The organism is Gordonia sp. VNK21, from assembly GCF_046098115.1.
Lineage (GTDB): Bacteria > Actinomycetota > Actinomycetes > Mycobacteriales > Mycobacteriaceae > Gordonia.
In genome coordinates, this window is the sequence record NZ_JBJURU010000001.1 from 596,387 (window position 1) to 598,005 (window position 1,619).

General features: G+C 74.8%; 1 pseudogene. It reads left to right on the forward strand.

What is annotated here, in order from left to right:
* Positions 1–43: 43 nt before the first annotated feature.
* Positions 44–1,501 (forward strand): annotated as a pseudogene (locus ACJMNC_RS02935) (ATP-dependent DNA helicase); the annotation flags it as partial.
* Positions 1,502–1,619 lie beyond the last annotated feature (118 nt).

Below are 1,619 nucleotides of genomic sequence, written 5' to 3' on the forward strand. Positions count from 1 at the left end.
CCGCAGCTACCGGTCGTAGCGCACCAACCAGTGGTGGTGCAGCTGTTTCGCCGAGCTGGCCCGGCGCCCCGCCGGACAGGCCGACGTGGTGGTGACCAACCACGCGATGCTGGCCATCGACGCCATGAGTCCGGCGACGATCCTGCCCGAACACCGGGTGGTGGTGATCGACGAGGCCCACGAGCTGGCCGACCGCATCACCAGCGTGAGCACCGAGGAGGTCTCCACCACCGGTGTCGCCTACGTCTCCCGGCGGGCCGGCAAACTGATCGCCACCGAATCGGCCGCGGCGCTGGCGGCGGCCGCCGAGCAGCTCGAGACCCTGCTCGACGAGGCCCGCACCGGCGAGTGGCTGCGGCTGCCGGCGGGCGCCGCCGAGGTCCTGGCGAGTCTGCGCGACCGCCTCTGGAGCGTGCACACCGAGATCGGCCCGGGCGGTGGCACGGACGGCAAGGCCGATCCGCAGGCCGCGGCGGCCCGGCAGCTGGCCCGCTCGGCCGCCGAATCCCTGCACGACACGGTGGTGCGGATCCTCGCCTTCTTCGCCGAGCCGGAGGTGACCAAACGGCGCGACGTGGTGTGGCTGGCCGAGGATCTGCTGCGCGGCGGCACACGGCGCCGCACGCTGCGGATCGCGCCGATCTCGGTGGCCGGACTGCTGCGCAGTTCTCTGTTCACCGATGCCACCGTCGTTCTCACCTCGGCCACTCTGACCATCGGCGGCGACTTCGACGCCCTGGCCCGCACCTGGGGGCTGCCGCCGCATCGGACGGCGGACGCGCCCGCGCCGGCCGGCTCGACGGCCGGCGACGTCGATGCGGGCGGCTGGCGCGGCCTGGACGGCGGCTCCCCGTTCGACTATCCGCGCTCGGCGATCCTCTACGTGGCCCGGCATCTGCCGCCGCCCGGGCGCGGTGAACTCGCGCAGCCGGTGCTCACCGAGATGACCGAGCTGATCACCGCCGCGGGCGGGCGCACCCTCGGGCTGTTCTCGTCGATGCGGGCCGCACGCGAGGCCACCGAAGCGCTGCGCGAGATCCTCGACGTGCCCATCCTCTGCCAGGGCGAGGACACCACGTCGACCCTCATCGAGACCTTCGCCGCCGACGAGCCGACCTGCCTGTTCGGCACCCTGTCGCTGTGGCAGGGCGTGGACGTGCCCGGCCCGTCGCTGCAGCTGGTGATGATCGACCGCATCCCCTTCCCCCGGCCGGACGATCCGCTGCTGTCGGCCCGGCAGCGCGACGTCGACGCCCACGGCGGCAACGGCTTCCTCACCGTCTCTGCCAATCACGCCGGGCTGCTGCTGGCCCAGGGCGCCGGCCGGCTGCTGCGCTCGACCGGCGATCGCGGCGTGGTGGCCGTGCTCGACTCCCGGCTGGCCACCGCCCGCTACGGCGGCTATCTGGCGGCGGGGCTGCCGCCGTTCTGGCGGACCACCGACCCGGCGACGGTGCGCGCGGCCCTGACCCGGCTGACCGCCCGGGCCCCGGCCTCGTGACCGCACGGCAGCCCGGCACACGGCGCCCGGCCGGACCGCTCTGGCAGCGCCTGGGCGCCCACCCGGACGGCGACGGCACCGCGTTCGGGGTGTGGGCGCCCAATGCGCGCGCCGTGAG